The organism is Shimia marina (assembly GCF_001458175.1).
Classification (GTDB): Bacteria; Pseudomonadota; Alphaproteobacteria; order Rhodobacterales; family Rhodobacteraceae; genus Shimia; species Shimia marina.
In genome coordinates this window covers 22,466-41,775 of sequence record NZ_CYPW01000011.1, presented here as the reverse complement: position 1 = coordinate 41,775, position 19,310 = coordinate 22,466, and the positions used below count along the sequence as shown (strand labels likewise).

The 19,310-nt window shown below is 59.1% G+C and carries 16 protein-coding genes; 6 read left to right on the top strand and 10 right to left on the bottom strand.

Annotation, left to right across the window (positions count from 1 at the left end):
- Positions 1-8: 8 nt before the first annotated feature.
- The 10 genes from SHM7688_RS07260 to SHM7688_RS07215 all read right to left on the bottom strand — a co-directional run bounded on the left by SHM7688_RS07260 (position 9) and on the right by SHM7688_RS07215 (position 11,418).
- Positions 9-767, bottom strand: a complete 759-nt coding sequence (locus tag SHM7688_RS07260; RefSeq protein ID WP_058239275.1) for a 3-ketoacyl-ACP reductase — start codon at positions 765-767, stop codon at positions 9-11.
- On the bottom strand, positions 764-2,257 hold the full coding sequence (locus SHM7688_RS07255) for a GMC oxidoreductase (RefSeq protein ID WP_058239274.1): 1,494 nt from the start codon (positions 2,255-2,257) through the stop codon (positions 764-766). The genes SHM7688_RS07260 and SHM7688_RS07255 overlap by 4 nt, the downstream gene beginning before the upstream one ends.
- Positions 2,257-3,369: an ABC transporter ATP-binding protein gene (locus SHM7688_RS07250; RefSeq protein WP_058239273.1), complete on the bottom strand. Its 1,113-nt coding sequence runs from the start codon at positions 3,367-3,369 to the stop codon at positions 2,257-2,259. Before SHM7688_RS07250 ends, SHM7688_RS07255 begins: the two co-directional genes overlap by 1 nt.
- Before the next feature lie 6 nt (positions 3,370-3,375).
- Complete coding sequence (locus SHM7688_RS07245) at positions 3,376-4,257, bottom strand: carbohydrate ABC transporter permease (RefSeq protein WP_058239272.1); 882 nt, start codon at positions 4,255-4,257, stop codon at positions 3,376-3,378.
- The gene (locus tag SHM7688_RS07240; RefSeq protein WP_058239271.1) at positions 4,257-5,150 is read right to left on the bottom strand and encodes a carbohydrate ABC transporter permease; all 894 of its coding nucleotides are present in this window, start codon (positions 5,148-5,150) and stop codon (positions 4,257-4,259) included. The genes SHM7688_RS07245 and SHM7688_RS07240 overlap by 1 nt, the downstream gene beginning before the upstream one ends.
- Before the next feature lie 112 nt (positions 5,151-5,262).
- Positions 5,263-6,513: an ABC transporter substrate-binding protein gene (locus SHM7688_RS07235; protein WP_058239270.1), complete on the bottom strand. Its 1,251-nt coding sequence runs from the start codon at positions 6,511-6,513 to the stop codon at positions 5,263-5,265.
- 35 nt (positions 6,514-6,548) lie between these two features.
- The gene (locus tag SHM7688_RS07230) at positions 6,549-8,081 is read right to left on the bottom strand and encodes an aldehyde dehydrogenase family protein (RefSeq protein ID WP_058239299.1); all 1,533 of its coding nucleotides are present in this window, start codon (positions 8,079-8,081) and stop codon (positions 6,549-6,551) included.
- A gap of 3 nt (positions 8,082-8,084) precedes the next feature.
- Positions 8,085-8,852, bottom strand: a complete 768-nt coding sequence (locus tag SHM7688_RS07225; protein WP_058239269.1) for an enoyl-CoA hydratase/isomerase family protein — start codon at positions 8,850-8,852, stop codon at positions 8,085-8,087.
- On the bottom strand, positions 8,849-10,420 hold the full coding sequence (locus tag SHM7688_RS07220; protein ID WP_058239268.1) for an acyl CoA:acetate/3-ketoacid CoA transferase: 1,572 nt from the start codon (positions 10,418-10,420) through the stop codon (positions 8,849-8,851). The genes SHM7688_RS07225 and SHM7688_RS07220 overlap by 4 nt, the downstream gene beginning before the upstream one ends.
- On the bottom strand, positions 10,417-11,418 hold the full coding sequence (locus SHM7688_RS07215; protein ID WP_058239267.1) for a Gfo/Idh/MocA family protein: 1,002 nt from the start codon (positions 11,416-11,418) through the stop codon (positions 10,417-10,419). The genes SHM7688_RS07220 and SHM7688_RS07215 overlap by 4 nt, the downstream gene beginning before the upstream one ends.
- A 220-nt stretch (positions 11,419-11,638) precedes the next feature.
- On the opposite strand from SHM7688_RS07215, the gene SHM7688_RS07210 reads away from it, so the two are divergent.
- The 6 genes from SHM7688_RS07210 (at position 11,639) to SHM7688_RS07185 (ending at position 19,290) form a co-directional block, all read left to right on the top strand.
- Positions 11,639-12,571: a LysR family transcriptional regulator gene (locus SHM7688_RS07210; RefSeq protein ID WP_058239266.1), complete on the top strand. Its 933-nt coding sequence runs from the start codon at positions 11,639-11,641 to the stop codon at positions 12,569-12,571.
- A gap of 111 nt (positions 12,572-12,682) precedes the next feature.
- Positions 12,683-14,770, top strand: coding sequence for a hydantoinase/oxoprolinase family protein (locus SHM7688_RS07205; protein WP_058239265.1), 2,088 nt, complete (start codon positions 12,683-12,685; stop codon positions 14,768-14,770).
- Complete coding sequence (locus SHM7688_RS07200; protein ID WP_058239264.1) at positions 14,767-16,473, top strand: hydantoinase B/oxoprolinase family protein; 1,707 nt, start codon at positions 14,767-14,769, stop codon at positions 16,471-16,473. Before SHM7688_RS07205 ends, SHM7688_RS07200 begins: the two co-directional genes overlap by 4 nt.
- Positions 16,473-17,690 carry an NAD(P)/FAD-dependent oxidoreductase gene (locus SHM7688_RS07195; protein ID WP_058239263.1) on the top strand — a complete coding sequence of 406 codons (1,218 nt, stop codon included), beginning with the start codon at positions 16,473-16,475 and terminating at the stop codon, positions 17,688-17,690. The genes SHM7688_RS07200 and SHM7688_RS07195 overlap by 1 nt, the downstream gene beginning before the upstream one ends.
- Positions 17,690-18,454: an HpcH/HpaI aldolase family protein gene (locus SHM7688_RS07190; RefSeq protein ID WP_058239262.1), complete on the top strand. Its 765-nt coding sequence runs from the start codon at positions 17,690-17,692 to the stop codon at positions 18,452-18,454. The genes SHM7688_RS07195 and SHM7688_RS07190 overlap by 1 nt, the downstream gene beginning before the upstream one ends.
- The gene (locus SHM7688_RS07185; RefSeq protein ID WP_058239298.1) at positions 18,454-19,290 is read left to right on the top strand and encodes an NAD-dependent epimerase/dehydratase family protein; all 837 of its coding nucleotides are present in this window, start codon (positions 18,454-18,456) and stop codon (positions 19,288-19,290) included. The genes SHM7688_RS07190 and SHM7688_RS07185 overlap by 1 nt, the downstream gene beginning before the upstream one ends.
- Positions 19,291-19,310: the final 20 nt, after the last annotated feature.

Below are 19,310 nucleotides of genomic sequence, written 5' to 3'. Positions count from 1 at the left end.
TCCGTTCCTCACAGCCGCGCAATCGACAGACCACCGTCCGCCCGGATCACCGACCCGCTGCAATAAGCCATCTGTCCCTGCGCCAGTGGCACCATCATTTGTCCGATATCTTCCGGCTGCCCCCAGCGCCCCGCTGGCACCAGCCCCTCCGCAATCCTTGCGTCATATGTCTCTTTCACACCGGCGGTCATCTCGGTGGCAATCACGCCGGGACGCAGCTCAAACACGCCAATGTTGGCCGCCGCCAGCCGCAGCGCAAACAGCTGCGTCATCATCGCCGCGCCTGCTTTTGACACGCAGTATTCCGCCCGCTCAGGGCTCGCCATTGTGGCGCTGACAGAGGTGACAAAGCTGATGGAACGATAGGCGGCGCTCTCCTGCGCCAACATGCGACGCGCCACCTCCTGCGTCAGAAAAAACGCGCCGCGCAGATTGACGTTCTGCACAAAATCCCAGTTCTCCGGCTTCAGATCGAGCAGATCGCCCCGCACGGGTGCGCCAACGCCTGCGTTATTGACCAAGGTGGTCACCGGCCCAAGCGCCGCCTCCACCTGATCCAACAGCACAGGGGCCGCCGCCACCTCCCGCACGTCATGACAAAAATAGGCCGCATCACCGCCAAGCACTTTGATCGCCTGCTGCACCACCGGTGCATCCCGCTCTGGCAGAGACGCGATCGCGATGGAAAACCCCGCCTCTTTCAGCGCTTTGGCGATGCCAAGCCCAATGCCCTGCTGCCCGCCAGTGATCAATGCCACGCCACTCATGTCGCAAACTCCGTCTCAAGAATGTGCTGCCCGGATCGCAAGGCCAGCGCCGCAATGGTCAGCGCCGGGTTCACCGCAGCGGACGTCGGCAGAACAGAGGCGTCGGAAATAAAAAGATTGGGATGGTCATGACAGCGCCCAAAGCGATCAACAACGGAATGCGCCGGATCCTTGCCCATGCGGGCCGTGCCACATTGATGCGACGGGGTGGTGCGATCAAACGCGCGGCTCAGCACCACTGGACATCCGGCTTGCCGCAGCTTCACTTTCAACTGCTTGACCAAAGCCTCATGCGCCGACCAATTGGAGCGCTGCCAGGCCAGGCTGATTTGCCCGTTCTTGACCGTCACGCGGCTGTCAGATTGCGGCAGGTCCTCGCTCATCGCGTAAAAATCAAAACTGCGGGCGGCGATCCATTGCGCAATGAAACCGGGCAATCCTGATGTCGCTGCCAAAATCGGCCCGGTGATTTTGCCAAGCATCTGAACATTGCCAAGCGGCGCCCCGCCTTGGCCGTCATCATGGTAATAGTCGTTCATCATCAGGGTCTTCTGATAGACAGCATGATTGCGCCGCAGGGGATGTAACGCCAACACGGCGCTGCAATTGTGGTTCATGAAGTTGCGGCCTACCTGATCTGAGCTGTTCGCCAGCCCAGTCGGGAAATTGTCATTGGCAGATGACAACAGCAGCGCCGCTGAGTGCACAGCCCCCGCTGCCAGCACCACCACAGGCGCTGTGATACGCTTGTCTTTGCCGTCTTGACGGTAGTGGACAGCCGACACGCGCCCATCAACACCTATTTCAAGTTGATGTACATCACAGCCCGTCCAAAGCGCGACGCGCCCATTGACACAAGCCTGCATCAAAACGGTTTCCCCATCATGTTTGCCCGCGCAGGTGTTCGGATAGGCATCCCAAGTTGTCTGCCCGTGCGCCAGCCACGTTTCGATATCCAGAGCCAATGGCAAAGAGGCAGGCTTTAGCCCCACACCTCTCAACCGCTTGCGCAAATCCGCGATATCAGGTTCATCCTGCACCGCGTCAAAAGGCAGCCTGCAGCCGCGTGCCGGATCTGTTGGATCTTCCTCTGCGGCACCGCGCACCTTAAAAAGAGCTTCGGCGGCGGTATAATCCGGCGCGAGATCAGCATAAGAGATTGGCCAGCCCGGCGTTGTGCCTTCACGATGCTCAACGGGACGAAAATCCGCTTCCCGATAGCGTAGCATCACAGCGCCATAGAATTTCGAGTTGCCCCCGACATAGTGGTAATTGCCCGGAGAGAAGGCGCGCCCCGCACCATCCAGCCAGGTCTCCCCGGATCGGAAACAGCCATCCCCAAAGATCGCTTTGGCATCGCGATCCTGCGGGCCGGGGCGCAGAGGTTCGCCGCGCTCCAACACTACAATATGCTTGCCTGACGGCGCCAGTGCCGCCGCCATGCTTGCCCCGCCAATGCCCGAGCCAATGATGACCACATCCGCGTCCATCAGGGGGCAATCCGCATTTCTGTATCCGGATCGAAGGCCACGGCCTTTTCCATATTCACCGCAAAGGTAAAGCTTTGACCTGCCACTACGGGCACATCAGATCGCATGCGTGAAATCACATCACGCCCGCCAAGCTGCATGGACACAAAGGTATCTGACCCCGCCGGCTCCGTCACATCAATGCGGTTGATCAGCTCTGCAATGTTGCTGGATTTACGGTCCGCGCTGTCTGGGTCGGTGATGGTTTCCGGGCGGATCCCCAGCAAGATCTCACGCCCCTCATAGGGTGCCAGATTGTCCTGACTGAAGGGCAAAATCGCCTGTTCACCGTCGGACAGCGTAACCAATGCCGCTGGGCGACCATTCTGCATCACAACCTGCGCCGGAACCACATTCATCGCCGGCGATCCCATGAAGGTGGCCACAAAGATATTGGCCGGTTGATCATAGATCTCCTGCGGGGTGCCCAATTGCTGCACATAGCCACCATTCATCACCGCAATCCGCGTCGACAGCGTCAGCGCTTCAATCTGGTCATGGGTCACATAGACAATGGTGGTGCCCAGTTTCTGATGCAGTTTCTTGATCTCCGTGCGCATATCCACGCGCAGTTTCGCATCAAGGTTTGAGAGCGGCTCATCAAACAGGAACACATCCGGATCCCGTACCAATGCGCGCCCCATGGCAACCCGCTGCCGCTGCCCCCCAGACAGCGCGCCGGGCTTGCGGTCCAGCAACTGCTCAATCTGCAGAAGCTTGGCCACCTCCTGCATCGCCTTTTGCCGCTCAGGCTTTGGCACGCCATGCATTTCAAGGCCAAAGGTGATGTTCTGGCCAACGGTCATATTGGGGTAAAGTGCGTAAGACTGAAACACCATTGCGATATTGCGGTTGGACGGGTGCACCCCATTCATCGCCCGATCCTTGATGCGGATCTCACCGCTGGTGATGTCCTCCAGCCCGGCGATCATGTTCAGAAGGGTGGATTTTCCACAGCCGGACGGCCCCACCAGCACAAGGAACTCCCCCTCCTCCACGGAGATGTCCACATTGTGCAGCACTTCGACAGCACCATAAGATTTGGTTGCCTTGTCAATGTCGAGAAAGCCCATGAAGTCTTATCCTTTTACAGAGCCCGCCATCAGACCGCGCACGAAGTACCGACCGGCCACGATGTAGACGAAGAGAGTGGGCATTGCCGCGAGGATCGCCCCTGCGAAATGCACGTTGTATTCTTTGACGCCCGTTGAGGACTGCACCAGATTGTTGAGCGCCACGGTCATCGGCTGGCTGCTCGCATCGGCAAAAGAGGCCCCAAACAAGAAGTCATTCCAGATGTTGGTGAACTGCCAGATCACGCTGACCACCGCGATCGGGCCAGAGCTTGGCAACAGGATACGCCAGAAGATCTGAAAGAACCCCGCCCCATCAATCTGCGCCGCCCGGATCAGCTCGGTTGGGAACACCGCATAGTAGTTGCGGAAATACAGCGTGGTGAAGCCGATCCCGAAGACGATGTGGACAAAGGACAACCCATAGGTAGACCCGGCGAGCCCCATCAGCCCCAGCATCCGTGCCATCGGGATCAGCACGATCTGAAACGGGATAAAGCAGGCAAATAGCATCAGACCAAAGAGGATCGTATCCCCTTTGAAACGCCATTTCGTCAGCACATAGCCATTCAGCGCCCCAAGTACTGTGGAGATCGTCACTGCGGGCACCACCATTTTGATGGAGTTCCAGAAATACGGTTTCAGCCCGGTTGGCTCCACCCCGATCTGCGCGCTGGCCCAGGCTTGTTTCCAGGGTTCAATCGTAAAGGCATCGGGCAGGCTCATCATGCCCCCACCGGTGATCTCCTCCAGCGGCTTCACTGAATTCACCAGCATCACGTAAAGCGGCAGAAGATAGAAAAGAGCAAAGAGGATGAGCACCACATAGATCAGCGTGCGGGTCACGCGTCCGGTGCGAATGGCGGTATCTTGTGTGGCCACAGACATCAGCGTTTCTCCCGCAGTTCGGAGTAAAGGTAAGGCACCATAATCGCGGCAATCGCCATCAGCATGATCGTGGCCGAGGCCGATCCGATCCCCATCTGGTTGCGCGTGAACGTGTAGGAATACATGAAGGTCGCAGGCAGCTCCGTGGCCCGCCCCGGCCCCCCACCTGTCAAAGCGATCACCAGATCAAAGGTCTTGATCGCCAGATGGCTCAGGATCACAAAAGCCGACAGAAACGCCGGGCGCAGCTGCGGAATGATGATCCGGCGATAAAGGTTCCAGTTGCTGGCCCCGTCCATCTGTGCGGCTTTCAGGATTTCATTGTCGATGCCGCGCAGCCCGGCGAGAAACATCGCCATGACAAAGCCCGAGGTTTGCCAGACCGCCGCCAGCACTACAGTGTAAATCGCGTAGTCGCGGTTTTTGATCCAATCGAACTTGAAGCTTTCCCAACCCCAGGTGTGCATCACGTTTTCAAGGCCGATGCCCGGATCCAGAAACCACTTCCATGCCGTGCCAGTCACAATAAACGACAGCGCCATCGGATAGAGATAGAGCGGGCGCAACATGCCCTCGCCGCGAATTTTCTGATCAAGGAAGATCGCCAGCCCCAACCCAATTGCGGTACAGAGGGTGATATACAGTAGGGCAAAGATCCCCATATTGGTGAGCGAAATTTCCCAATGGCTCAGACGCCACAGCTTGGAATAGTTCTCCCAGCCGACCCAACCATAGGATGGCAGAATGCGACTGTCGGTGAAGCTGAGATAGACGGAAAACAGGATGAAGCCGTAAACGAATACCAGGATCACCGCCAGCGATGGTGACAACACCAGCTTCGGAATCCAGTTCTGTAGACGGGTCTTAAGATCCGCGTTGGCAGACTGCGCCATTACGCGTCCTCCTTGATGGCAGGAACGAGAGAGAGGGCCAAAGGCCAAATTCAAAGGCGGGGTCTAAAGTGGCGACCCCGCCCGGGGAGGTAACTCTGAGGAAACCTAGGGTTTACTGAGCGATTTCAACCGCATCCACGAGCTCCTGCACAGCAGTCTCGCTGTCATACTCGCCGTTGAAATGCGCAGTCACCACATCGTACACCGCATTTTTAACCGACGCTGGCGCAGCATGGCCATGTGCCATGGAACCAAACAGGTTGCCGCTGGAAGCCGCCGCCGCGAGATCTTTCATGCCCTGCTTGCCGCAGGCGTCAAAATCTGCATCCGACACATCGGTACGCGCAGGCACGGAGCCTTTCACCACGTTGAACGCGGACTGGAAGCTTGGCGACAGGATCGCGCTGGCAAGCGCCGCCTGCTCGGAGGACACTTCACCGCCCTGATCAAACATCATGAACTGGTCCGCGTTGAAGGTCACCTGCTCTGCGGTCCCCGGGAAGCGGAAACACAGGAAGTCCTCACCCGGCACTTTGCCCGCGTTCAGGAACTCGCCCTTGGCCCAGTCGCCCATCATCTGGAAACCTGCCTCGCCGTTGATCACCATCGCGGTTGCGAGATTCCAGTCACGGCCAGAGAAGTTGTCATCCACATTGTCACGGATAAAGGCCATGCGATCAAAGGCGGTTTTCATCGCATCGCTGCCCAGCGTCGCGCTGTCCAGATCAATGAAGGCCGCTTTGTAGCCATCCGGGCCCAATGCCCCCATCGCAACCGCGTCAAACACAGTGGCATCCTGCCAAGCTTGTCCGCCATGCGCGATTGGGGTGACACCCGCCGCTTTCAGAGCTTCCACAGCGGAAACAAACTCATCCCAGGATGTGGGCTGTGCAATGCCATTGGCATCCAGAACCGCCTTGTTGGCCCAGACCCAGTTGGTGGAGTGCACGTTCACCGGCGCAGACACCCATTTGCCATCGGCTTTGGCAAAGGCTTTCAGCGCATCCGGCACAACCGCATCCCAGCCTTCTTTGGCCGCAACATCATTCAGGTTTGCCAAGGCCCCCTGATCGGCCCAGTCCAGAATATCAAAGCCCAGCGCCTGTACAGCAGTTGGTGGGTTGCCGGCTGTGACACGCGCGCGCAGTACGGTCATCGCCTGCTCACCGCCGCCACCGGCAACCGGCATATCCTGCCAGCCAACGCTCTGGCCTTCCAGATCCTGCTTCAGCACGTTCAGCGCCGCCGCTTCACCACCAGATGTCCACCAGTGCAGAACCTCCACATCTGCAGCCTGCGCCATGCTGGTGCTGGCCAGCAATGCGCCAACAATAGCACCCTTAGTCTTTGTGAAAACTCGCATATTGTTTCCTCCCTATCTGCGAATTTCTTTTGAATTTATGTCTCCTTGGTCACCCACCGTGCGCGGCTCTTCTCTCCCACACGCATCACAACAGATTTCACCTCAAAGAATTCCTCAAACCCATAGCGGCCAATTTCCCGCCCCTGACCTGATTGCTTAGCACCTCCAAAGGTCACCTCAGGATAGCCATCCATCCAGGTGTTGGTCCAAACCGTGCCCGCCTCCGCGCGGCGGCTGAACTCCAGACAGGTGTGCATATTGCTGCTCCACACCCCGGCGGACAGGCCGTAATCCGTTCCATTGGCCAAAGCGACCGCCTCCTCCAGCGAGTCAAATGTCATCACCGACAACACTGGACCAAAAATTTCATCTTGTGCAGCCCCCATGTCAGCGCTCACATCAATTAAAACAGTTGGTTGATAAAATTGATCACTCAATCCATCCACAACCAATGGCCCGCCCCCCAATGCCAGCTTGGCACCGGCGGCCTGCGCAGCCTGCACATGTTTGTGGATCTGCGCGTTATGCGCGGCGGTCACAATCGCGCCCACCTGCGTGGCTTCATCCATCGGGTCGCCAAAGCGCACATCGCGCGACAGGGCGACAACACGGGCCACAAAATCCTCGGCAATGTCCTTGTGCACGATGATCCGGCTTGAGCCATTGCAACACTGACCAACGTTGAAATAGGTGCCAAACACCACGGCATCTGCGGCCTCATCCAAATCCGCATCCGGGAAAATCACCTGCGCGTTCTTCCCGCCCAGTTCCAGCGCAACCTTCTTGAGGGTGTCCGCCGCCACCTTGCTGATCAGCTTGCCCACGCGCGTAGAGCCGGTGAAGCTCACCATATCCACATCCTTGTGCGTGGACATCACGCTGCCAACCGGATCGCCATAGCCGAGCACAATATTGCACACACCAGCTGGAAGTCCCGCTTCTATCAGCAGCTCACCCAGCATCACCGTGCTGGCCGGGGTCATCTCAGAGGGCTTCACAACACAGGTGCAGCCCGCCGCCAACGCATAAGGCAGCTTCTGGCTCAGGATCCAGAACGGGAAGTTCCACGGGGTGATGATCGAAACAACGCCAATCGGCTGTTTCAGCACCATCGCCACCATATCAGCGCCCAGCGTATCATGGCTGTCCCCATGCACACCACGCGCCAGACTGGCCGCATAGCGCCAATGATCTGCTGCGCCAGAGACTTCACCGCGCGCCTGCGCAATCGGCTTCCCGCTCTCCAGCACCTCCTGCAGCGTGATCCGCTCCACATTGGCCTCGATCAGATCCGCCACCTTCAGCAGGACCGCCGCGCGCTCCTTGCCGGAAATGCGGCTCCAGACACCGCTGTCAAAGGCTGTCCGCGCCGCAACTATGGCCGCATTGGCCTCCGCTTCACCGCCCTCGGCACAGCGGCTCACCACAACACCGTGGCTCGGGGACACCCGCTCAAACGTCGCCCCGCTCGCACTGTCCACCCACGCGCCATCAATCAGATGCTGCCCGGCAAACACCTCTTTGGCCGGCTCAAACCCCACCGATGCCCTAATCGACAAATCGTTCATCATTCAGTTCCCTGTGAATGTCGCGCAGCGCTTTTCCAAAAACGCCGCCACCCCTTCGTTGCGATCCTCTGCCGCTGCCGCCGCTGCACTGCCCAGCGCCTCAATCATCGCCCGGCTGTCTTCACCGCTGCCTGCAAGGATCATGGTCTTGGCAATTTCCACCGCCCGCGGCGACAGCTCCTGTTGCGCCTGCGCGATCTCCGCAGCGCGCATTTTCACATCCTCGGCGATCTCGGCCACAAACCCGCTTTGATGGGCGCGTTCCGCCGTAATCCGCCGCCCAAACAGCGCCATCTCCTTGACCAGCGGCGCATTCAACCCGGTCACAAGCCGCTGCGTGCCCGACCATCCCGGCACAATGCCCAGCCGCGCTTCTGGTAAGGCCAAAGTGGCTTTGGGGGTCATAAGGCGGATGTCGCAGGCAGCCGCGAGCTCCAAACCGCCGCCAAATGCATGCCCATTGATCGCCGCAATGGTGGGTTTGCTCAGCGTCGCGATGCGATCAAACAGACGATGCCCGTCCCGCACCCAGTGTCGCGCAAATTCTGCCGGACTTAAGTTGCCCCAGGCGGCAATGTCCGCCCCGCTGCAGAAGGCCTTCTGCCCTGCACCGGTGAGCACCACCACCCGCACCGCACGGTCTTTCTCCAAATCCACAACGTGACGCTCCAGATCAGCCAGCATCGCCATGTCCAGCGCGTTGAACTTTGTCTCATTTTCAAGCGTGAGCGTCGCAACACCCGCCTGTATGTCAAGGCGCACACCACTCACAGCACCAGCCCCATCGGCGCCTGTGCCAACAGACGCTTGTCCATCAACTGGGCATTTTCCGCCACCGTCACGCGGCCTTCGGTCACGCCGACGATATCCGCCTGCGCATCAATGCCCGGCATGATTTCCGTGGCCACAAGCCCCTGATCGGTCAGTCGGATCACGCAGCGTTCAGTGATATAGAGCACCTCTTGCCCAGTCTCCCGCGCACGCGCGCCAGAGAAGGTCACATGTTCCACCTGATCCACCATTTTGGTGAATTTGCCCGGTTTGGCTACACGCAGAGCCTCTTCGCTCAGTTCCATCTGCGCGCCCGCTTCAAACCAGCCGCTGAAGACAATCTTCTTCGCGCGCGCGGTGATGTCGACAAAACCGCCGCATCCCGCCGTCAGATAGGGTTTCTTGCCCAGCTTTGAGACATTCACATTGCCTTCTACATCGACCTCCAGGAAGGAAAGGAAAGACATGTCAAATCCGCCGCCCTGAAAGTAAATAAACTGTTGGGGGCTCGGCACAAATGCATCCGCATTGGAGGCACAGCCGAAAGCAAATCCCGTGAGTGGCACGCCCCCAACAGCGCCTTGTTCAATCGCCCAAGTGACGGCCTCAGGATGACCTTCTTCCAGCAAAACACGTGGCACCATGGCGCTGATGCCAAAGCCCAGATTGGCGGTCTGCCCCTGAGAAAGCTCCATCGCAGCGCGGCGCGCGATTACCTTTTCAACACCATACTCCGCCAGTGTGAAACTGTCCCAAGGGCGCATCACCTGCCCGGAAATCGCCGGATCATATGGGGTCTCACAGGTCTGTTTCTGATCCGGATCCAACACCACCAGATCCACCAGATGCCCCGGCACCCGCACGTCATGCGGCCGCAAACTGCCCCGCATGGTCACGCGGCTCACCTGCGCAATCACCAGCCCGCCATTGTTGCGCGCGGCAATCGCCTGTTCCAGCCCCCCCAGATAGGCACCCTCATGTTCATAAGTCAGGTTGCCATGTTCATCCGCCGTGGTCGCGCGCAGAATGCAGACGTCCGGCGCAATATTGGGAAAATGCAGCCAGGTTTCGCCGCCAAATTCAGTCCGAGACACAATCGGCGCGGCAGCGGCTTTTTCGTTCATCGCACAGCCTTCGCGGATCGGATCCACAAAAGTCTGCAACCCCACTTTGGTCAGTACGCCGGGACGGCGCGCCGCCGCTTCGCGGTGCATGTCATACATGATGCCCGATGGCACGTTATAGGCGGCCACCCGGTCCTCAACGATCATCTTCCAGATGTCCGGCATCTCAAGACTTGAGGGCCCGGAAGGATAAGAGCCCGCAATCACACGGCGCAACAGGCCATCCTGCGCGAGGTAATCCATACCTTTGACACCATACATGTCGCCCGCCGCAATCGGATGCAGCGACGTGATATTCTGCGGATGCCCTTCGGCCTCAAACCGTGCGCCAATCGCCTTGAGCACCAGATCGGGACAGCCCAGTGAAGAACTCGACGAGACAGAGACAACCGCGCCATCTCTGATCTGTGAAACTGCTTGGCTCGGAGAAACAACCTTGCTCACGCCACACCTCCATAGTCCACATCAACCGCAGCCCCCTGTGCCGCCGCGTCGCGCACAGCCATGGCAACCGCCAGTGACTTGATGCCATCCACCCCATCTGCGGCTGGGCGGCCTTCGCCTTTGACCGCTGCACAAAACGCAGCAACACCATGCTCATAGAGACTGTGACGGGACACCTCGACGTCCACACGCCCTTCCGCCGTAACCAGTTCCACATCGCCCACCGGCTCCTGTGTCATCACACCCTGCGCAAAAATAGAGCCTTCAGTGCCATGCACCTCAAGCCCACTGCCAGAATACGGATGGGTGAAGCTTTCATGACTCATCACCATGGCGCCACTGGGCATGGTCCAGACAGACATGGCGCTGTCCTCAACGCCGTCGCCCATGCCCGAAGCCCCCATCTGCGCCACAACTGTTTTGGGATCCTCCCCCAAGAGAAACCGGGTCACATCCGCATCATGCACCGTGATGTCAGGAATCACCCCGCCCCCTGCTGCGGCGTCATTGATCCGCCAGCCCTGCAAATGCGGCGGCAAATGTACCGCATGAAAAATCCGCAACGACAGCACCGTGCCGATCCGGCCTCCTGCGATCAGATTGCGCACCGCCTGATGTGTGCCAGAACACCGCAAATGGTGGTTGGTGGCAAAGGTCACCCCCGCCTCATCAGCGGCCCGCACCATGCCAACCGCATCTGACACGGTCATAGCCAGCGGCTTCTCACACAGAACGTGCTTACCCGCTGCAATCGCGGCCATCGCCTGTGGCAGGTGCTTTTCATTGGTCGAAGACACATAAACCGCATCACAGCTTGCATCCGCCAGCGCGTCTGCCAAATCCGTGGTCGCCCGCGCAACGCCATGTGCCTCGGCCCAGATCCGTCCGTGATCGGCTGAGCCACTGACCACCCAGACCACCTCATCACCCTGCGCGCGCACCGCACCCAACATATATTGAGAGGCAATGGTGCTCGCACCTACAAAAATCCAACGCATCGGCCACTCCCTCCAACATCGCTATCTGAATCAGACTTGGAACGATCCAAATTATAGCGCAGAGCGTAATTGGAACGGTCCAATAATTGCAATGAATATTTTTTGCATGACGTGTGAACAACCGTTAACCATCTAAAAACAAATGACACTTTCCTTCCCCCTTCCCTTCATCCAGCCCCTCTCTTAAGGTGACAGCGCCCCTAGCCAGAAAGAGCCCCTCTTGGCACAGATCACCTTCAAACAACTCGAAGCCTTCACCGCCGTCGCCGATCTTGGCAGCTTTCGCCGCGCCGCTGACCGCCTCCACACCACGCAGCCCAATATCTCGACCCGCATTGCGGCATTGGAATCTCAATTGGGCCATGTGGTTATGATCCGGGATGCTGGCTCTGTGCGCCTGACCCCCATGGGCGAAGCTCTGCTGAAAGAAGCCCGCAATGTGCTGCGTGCTATGGACAGATTTCTGCTAACTGCGGAAGATGACGGCCTGTTTGACGGCACCCTACGCATCGGTGTGACGGAAATGATCGTGCACTCATGGCTGGGCGCGTTTTTCACGGCACTGAAAGCCCGCTTTCCAAACATCGACGTTGATCTGACTGTGGATGTCTCAGCCAATCTGTCCCGCGCGCTGGCCGAACGTCGGCTGGACCTCGTGTTGCAAAATGGCCCTTTTGAGCGTAAGACCAGCGGAGCAGAAAATCTTGGCCCCCTGCCCATGCTCTGGGTCGCCAGCCCCCGACTGGAGCTCGGCACACATGTCCTCTCGCTGCGTGATCTGGCCCGCCACCCCATTCTAACCCATGCGCGAGGCACCATTCCCTACAACCAGATGCAGGACCATTTCGCTGCCGCGCCGGAAATTTCCGTACGCCATGTCTCCTCCTCCAATCTGGCCGCATGCCTTCAGATGACCCGCGACGGTCTGGGTGTGGCCTGCCTGCCCGAGGCGATGCTGCGCGACGATCTCCTCAACGGCACCCTGCGCCCACTGCGCTATCTGTGGGTGCCCGATGCGCTGGTGTTTTCCGCACGGTTTGACGCCGAGACCTGCCCCAGCTTTGTGCGCAGCGCCGCCCAAATCGCACAAAATGTGGCTCAGACACATGCAGAGGCGGCCATTCTACACAAATCCGCAGATCATCTCCTGTGAGGCGGCTTATAGCATAAATTTTTATTATCCAATTTATCCAATCTAATAATTGGATTTCATCTCCCGCCTGCGGATAGCCTGATCCCAACGATCTCTGGAAGGACTATCCACATGCATGCGCACCCCGCCCGTCTGGGCGTCGACATTGGCGGCACCTTTACCGATGTGGTCCTGGAAATTGGTGAAAACCGCTTTTCCACCAAAGTCTTGACCACCTACGCCGCGCCCGAAAATGCCATCGTGGACGGCATGCATCAGGTCTGTGCCAAAGCAGGTGTAACCCCTTCAGCGATTTCTCAGATCATTCATGGCACCACGCTGGCCACCAATGCGCTGATTGAGCGACGTGGCGCCAAAACCGCGCTGATCACCACCAAGGGCTTTCGCGACGTGATCGAAATGCGCACCGAAAGCCGCTTTGAACAATATGATCTGAACCTCACGCTGCCCGAACCACTGCTGCCACGCAACCGCCGCTACGTTGTGAGCGAACGCATGGATGCCAATGGCAACCGCCTGATTCCACTGGATCTGCAAGAAATAGAAGCCCTCGCCGAAGCGCTGCGCACCGCAGACTATGAAAGCATCGCCGTCGGCCTTCTGCACTCCTATGTGAACGACACCCACGAACGCCTGATTGCCGAGGTGCTGGCCGAAAAACTGCCCGATGTGATGGTCTCGCTCTCCTGTGAAGTGTCCCCGCAAATACGCGAGTACGAACGCTTCAACACCACCATCGCCAATGCCTATATCAAGCCGCTGATCAAATCCTATCTGGGCCGCCTGAAATCCCGCCTTGCTGACGAAGGCGCAGCCTGCCCCGTATTCCTGATGCACTCAGGTGGCGGTATTATGTCCTTGGAAAGTGCCGCGGATTTCCCAGTGCGCCTGGTGGAAAGTGGTCCCGCCGGGGGCGCGATTTTTGCCGCAGACATCGCCGCCAAACACGGCCTGGGCAAAGTGCTCAGCTTTGACATGGGCGGCACCACCGCCAAGATCTGCCTGATCAAAGACCAGACCCCAAAAACCGCCCGCGTGTTCGAAGTGGCGCGCACCTATCGCTTCAAAAAAGGCTCTGGCATGCCCATCTCGATCCCGGTGATTGACATGGTCGAAATTGGTGCCGGCGGCGGCTCCATCGCCCATGTGGACGCCATGAACCAGATCCGCGTTGGCCCGGAAAGCGCTGGCTCAGAGCCGGGTCCGGCCTGCTATGGGCGCGGCGGCGAAGAACCGGCGGTGACGGATGCAGATCTGATTCTTGGCAAGCTCGACCCAAAGAATTTTGCAGGCGGCTCCATCCCGCTGCATCCGGACAACTCCGCCAAAGCGCTGCACAAGGCCATCGGCCAGACATTGGAGATGGGCGCCACCGAAGCCGCTTTTGGTCTTGCCGAAGTGGTGGATGAAAACATGGCCAATGCCGCCCGCGTGCATGCGGTGGAAAATGGCGAAGACCTCAGCGACTACACCATGATCGCCTTTGGCGGGGCCGCGCCGCTGCATGCTGCACGCCTCTGTGAAAAACTTGGCGTGTCTCGTTGCCTTGTGCCTCAGGGCGCAGGCGTGGGCTCTGCCATCGGCTTTCTGCGCGCGCCTTTCAGCTTTGAGGCCAACCGCTCTGTCTTTATGCGCCTGAGCGATTTTGACCCAGCCAAAGTGCAGGCGCTGTTTGCCGATATGTCACAAGAGGCCACCCGCTTTGTGCGCAGCTGTGACGCCGAGGCCGCGATCCTGCGCGATCATAAAATCTACATGCGCTACGCCGGACAGGGCTGGGAAATTCCGATTACCCTGACCGCTGAACAGGCCGCAGCCCCCGATGCAGCCACCTTCCTGCGCCTGTTTGAGGCCGACTACGAGGCCCTTTTTGGCCGCGCGGTTGAGGGCATGGAAGTGGAAATCACCGTCTGGAGCGTCAACGCCTACACCGATCAAGCGGCCATCACACCACTCACGGAGGCAGGCGCACTCACCGCAGTCGCGACCACGGCCACCCGGCCGCTGTTTGACCCGGCTCTCGCCCAGACCGTAGAGGCCGCCGTGCTTGCGCGCACCGCCCTGCCCCCCGGTCACATCGCTCAGGGTCCAGCTCTCGTTACAGAGGATGAGACCACCGTTGTCGTGCCCGCAAGCCGCGAAGTTCTGACCCATGCCGACGGCACGCTGGACGTGCGCACCAAGGAGACATCCCAATGAGCGAACACAGCAAAGTCGCCTATCAGGTCATGTGGAACCGCCTGATCTCCGTTGTGGAAGAACAGGCTCAGGCCCTTGTGCGCACGGCCTTCTCCACCTCCGTGCGGGAGGCCGGTGATCTGTCGGCTGGGGTGTATAATGCCTCAGGCGAGATGCTGGCGCAGGCGGTCACCGGCACGCCGGGCCATGTGAATGCCATGGCCGATGCTGTGGGTCATTTCATTCGCCGCATTGGCGCAGACAATATGTTTGAAGGCGACGTTTACCTGACCAACGACCCGTGGGAAGGCACCGGCCACAAACATGACATCACCGTTGTCACTCCCTCCTTTTATGGCGGCAAACTGATTGGGTTCTTTGCCTGCACAGCCCATGTCACCGACATCGGGGGGCGCGGTTTTGGTGCGGATGCCAATGACGTCCACGAAGAAGGGCTCTACCTGCCGATCATGAAATTTGCTGATCGTGGCAGCGTGGATCAGACCCTTCTGTCCATCATCCGCGGCAATGTGCGCGAACCGGATCAGCTGGTGGGCGACATCTATGCGCTGGCCAACAGCAACGACATCGGCCACCGCCGCCTGATTGATATGGTGGAGGAATTCTCTCTCACCGATCTCACCGGCATTTCCGACTTCATCCTGACCAACTCCCGCGCCGCCACACTCGCGCGCATCAATGCGCTCCCCCCGGGCAGCGCCGCAGGCCATCTGCGCATTGACGGCTATGATGCGCCGATTGATCTGCACGTGACGGTCCACATCGAAAAAGACCGCATTCTGAGCGATTGGGACGGCACCTCAGGTCTCGATAAAAAAGGCATCAACGTGCCTCTGGTCTACACCAAGGCCTACGCCTGTTATGCGCTGAAATGTGCCATCGCGCCAGAAATCCCCAACAATGCCGCCTCGCTGGCGCCGTTCGAAATCACTGCGCCGGACAACAGCATCGTCAACGCCAAGTTCCCGGCCCCGGTGGCATTGCGCCATGTGATTGGCCATATGGTGCCTGATACCGTGTATAACGCACTGGACAAATTGCTGCCCGGCCTTGTGCCTGCCGAAGGCGCCGGCTGCCTGTGCAACTTTCAGGTCTCCCTGCGCCCGCGCACCGATGGCCCGGCACCAGCCGGTGCCACACGCGCCGAAGTGCTGACCTTCAACTCCGGCGGATCCGGCGCGCGCGCCACGCTGGATGGCATGAACGCCACCGCTTTCCCCTCTGGTGTAATGACCATGCCTGTGGAAGCCACCGAACAGGTCGGCCCGGTGATGATCTGGCGCAAAGAGCTGCGCGAAGACAGTGGCGGCGCAGGGGAATATCGCGGCGGGCTGGGGCAATACATGGATGTTGGCGCCCGCGAAGGCCATGAATTTGACATCTCCCTGATGCTCGACCGCGTGGATCACCCGGCCCTTGGCCGCCGCAATGGTCTGGCAGGCGGTGCCACCACTTTGGCGCGTTCAGATGGCGAAGCCGTACGGGGCAAGGGCAAGCAATTTATCCCACATGGCACAATTGTGCAAATGGGCTTTCCCGGCGGTGCGGGCTACGGTAACCCAAAGGCCCGCGACCCGGAATTGGTCAAACGCGATCTCGCCCTTGGCTACATCACCCCGGAACATGCGGCACAGCATTACAACCTATCCGGCGAGGTGATCGCCGATGTCCTCACACGGGCAAAACTGGGGGAGACCTTCTAATGGCAGCAGGCGCCATGGCCACAAAGCCAACCAAATCAACCTATGATGTCGTCATCATCGGTGGAGCGATCATGGGATCCTCCACCGCATGGTTCTTGTCCGACAACCCGGATTTCACAGGCTCCGTGCTGGTGGTGGAAAAAGATCCCACCTATGAGTTCAGCTCCACCGCCCACACAAACTCCTGCATCCGCCAACAGTTCTCCAACACTCTGAATGTGCAGATTTCCCAGTTTGCGGCCGACTTTGTGAAAAACCTGCGCGCGCACATGGGCGCGGATGAGCGCGTGCCAAATGTTGAGATCCAGAACTACGGCTACCTCTACCTGGCCGACAGCGAAGGTTTCGCCAACACACTCCGCGAAAACCAGAAAATCCAGCGCGCCGCCGGTGCAAAAACCGAACTTCTGACCGCAGAAGAGATCGCCGCACGCTATCCGTTCTACAATCTGGACGACATCCTGCTCGGCTCCATCAACACCAAGGACGAAGGCTATTGGGATGGTGGCGTGGTGTTTGACTGGTTCCGCCGTTCCGCGCGCGAGCGCGGGGTGGAATATGTGCAGGGCGAAGTGGTCGCCATGGCACGCGAAGGGGGACGGATCACCTCCGTCACACTGGCCTCCGGGGATGTGGTCTCCTGTGGTCAGGTGGTGAACGCCTCCGGCCCGCGCGCCGCGCGTACCTCTGAAATGGCCGGCATTCATATGCCCGTTGAGCCACGCAAACGCTTCACATGGATCTTCTCTGCCGAAGAGCCCCTACCCATGGACCTGCCGCTGACAATTGACCCCTCTGGTGTGCATTTCCGTCAGGATGGCCCAACCACCTATCTCGCAGGCGCAGCGCCGGATCCGGATCCGGCTGTGGCCTTTGATGATTTCCATATGGATCACAACCGCTGGCAGGATCACGTCTGGCCCATCATCGCCACCCGCATCCCACAGTTTGAAGCGATCAAAGTGGTGACGGAATGGACCGGTCACTACGCCTTCAACACGCTCGATCAGAACGCCATCCTTGGCCCCCACCCTGATGTGGAGAACTTCATTTTTCAGAACGGCTTCTCCGGTCACGGTCTGCAACAAAGCCCCGCAATGGGTCGCGCCGTCGCCGAATGGCTGACATATGGCGAATATCGTGCGCTGGATATGTCTCCGTTTACCTTTGAGCGTGTACTTAACAATGATCCCATTGTTGAGAAGGCCGTGATCTGATGCCCCATAACCCGTTCCTGCAAGCCCTGCGTGATGGCAAACCCCAAATTGGCCTGTGGGTCACATTGGCTGATGCACTCACCACAGAAGTGGTTGCGGGGGCGGGATATGACTGGCTGTTGCTGGATATGGAGCACAGCGCCGCTGAAATTTCCGATGTGACCGCTCAGTTGCAGGCCTGCCATGGCTACGCCAGCACCGCCATTGTGCGGCCTGACTGGAAAGATCCGGTCAAAGTGACCCGCCTGCTGGATCTTGGCGCGCCGGGCCTCCTGTTTCCGATGGTGCAAACCGCAGAAGAGGCCGCCGCCGCCGTGGCCGCCACCCGCTATGCCCCAAGGGGCACACGCGGCTTTGCCGGCACCACACGGGCTTCTGATTTCGGACGCAACACGGCCTATGCCCACACGGTTGAAGACCAGACCGCCGTGCTCTTGCAGGTGGAATCCCTGCAGGCTCTGAACAACATCGAAGCCATCGCCAACACCGAAGGCGTGGATGGCATTTTCTTTGGCCCCGATGACATCGCCGCAGACATGGGCCTGATCGGCCAGCCGATGCATGATGATGTCTGGGCACAGATCCTGCCTGCCGCCATGCGGTTGATGAGCAAAAAAATGCCCGTGGGCACCATGGTGGGTGATGTGACCTTCGCCCGCAAACTGGTGCAGGCTGGCTTTACTTTTGTCGCCTGCGGCTCAGACGCAGGCCTTCTCGCCAAGGGCGCAGACGCGCTTCTTGCACAAATGAAAGCGCCCCAATGATAAAAAAACTCGTCCTCACCGGCGCCGCTGGTCGGCTTGGATCCTACCTGCGCGAGCCGCTCACACAGATGGCAGAGGAACTGGTCTCAACAGACATCACTGATGATATCGGCGCGCTCTATGAGGGCGAAACCTATGTAAAGGCTGATCTGAGTGATCTCGCAGCCATGACAGAGGTGCTACAAGGCGCCGATATGGTTGTGCATTTTGGTGCTATTGGGGACGAAGCGCCCTTTGATGATATTTTACAATCCAACATCATCGGTGCCTATAACGTCTGGGAAGCGGCGCATCGCAACGGTGTGCGCCGTGTGGTCTATGCCAGCTCCGTGCATGCGGTTGGCATGCATCGCATCGCCGACAACATCGGTCTGGATGCCCCCCACCGCCCCGACAGCTACTATGGTCTCTCAAAATGTTTCGCCGAAGATCTGGGACGGATGTATTGGGACAAACGCGGGGTCGAAAGCGTACACATGCGCATCTTCTCCTGCGCACAGGTGGTCAGCCCCCGCTCCCTCTCCACATGGCTCAGCTACGACGATCTGATCCGTCTGGTCCGCGCCGCCGTCTCTGCACAGACAGTGGGGTGCTCCATCGTCTATGGTATCTCCAACAACGACCGCGCCCCGGTGCACAACCTAGGCGCGGGCCACATCGGCTACAAACCGCAGGACAACGCCGAGCAATTCGCCGAGAAGATCCTCGCCGAGGCAGCACCAGCCGATCCCACGGATCTGGCACAGATGTGCATCGGCGGCCCTTTCGCGACCATTGATCTGGGTGAAAGTGGCGTCGCACAGCTCACCATCATCGACGACAGCAAGAAAACCTGATCCCCCCTCCGCGCGGAGGC